Annotated in this window: 2 protein-coding genes; one reads left to right on the forward strand and one right to left on the reverse strand. The window is 70.9% G+C overall.

Annotated elements, in window-relative coordinates:
* A partial coding sequence (locus BKE38_RS29985; RefSeq protein ID WP_131829818.1) for an MFS transporter occupies positions 1-556 on the forward strand: 556 nt, incomplete at its 5' end.
* A 128-nt stretch (positions 557-684) separates the two neighbouring features.
* On the opposite strand, the gene BKE38_RS29990 is transcribed toward BKE38_RS29985, so the two are convergent.
* Positions 685-771: a DUF1674 domain-containing protein gene (locus BKE38_RS29990; protein ID WP_083747975.1), complete on the reverse strand. Its 87-nt coding sequence runs from the start codon at positions 769-771 to the stop codon at positions 685-687.
* Between the last annotated feature and the right edge of the window lie 26 nt (positions 772-797).

A 797-nucleotide genomic window follows, 5' to 3' on the forward strand; every position in this document is an offset into this window, starting at 1 on the left:
TCGCTATGCCGACATCCTGCGCAACCGCGCCGCCCAGCCGCTCTTCATCGGCGTCGCGCTGGAGGGCGCCTGCGTTTTCGGCCCCTTCCCCTATTTCGCCGTGCTGCTGGGCGCCGACGGCCATGGCACGCTGCGCGCCGGCATCGCGGTGGCGGGCTTCGGGGTGGGCGGCTTCGCCTACACCATGCTGGCGCCCGTCCTGCTGCGCCGGCTCGGCCAGGCGCGGATGATGCGGCTGGCGGGCGCGGCCGTGCTGGCCGGCATGCTCTGCCTCGCCACCGGCATGCCCAATCTCGGAATCGCCGGCGCGCTGCTGATCGGCCTGGGCTTCTTCATGCTGCACAACAGCATCCAGACCCGCGTCACCGAGGTCGCCCCCGGCGCCCGCGGCTCGGCCGTGGCGCTGCATGCCTTCTGCTACTTTCTGGGCCAGGCGGTCGGGCCGGCGGTCTTCGGCCTGCTGATGGTGGCGGCCGGCGCCGGCCCGGCGCTCGCGCTGTCCGGCGCCGGTGTTCTGGTCATCAGCCTCTGGCTGAGCCGTTTGCGGCCGGGCTGAAGCCTGCCGGAACAACCACCTGCCCCGAGTCGGGCGAACGAATCGCTGACGCAGGGTTACTGTTCTTTGTCGTCAAGATCTTGGGGTTGACGGCACCGTCAACCCACAAGCCTGTTCCGGTTGAGTTCTCAGAAGTCGCTGACGCGGCCCTTCCGCTCCCAGTCGCCGAAGCGCGTCGGCTCCGGCCCGGCGGGGCCGCCGATCTCGACCGGCATCTTCTTCTCCTCGGGCTTCGAGGGCG

It is taken from the genome of Teichococcus deserti, from assembly GCF_001982615.1.
Classification (GTDB): domain Bacteria; phylum Pseudomonadota; class Alphaproteobacteria; order Acetobacterales; family Acetobacteraceae; genus Pseudoroseomonas; species Pseudoroseomonas deserti.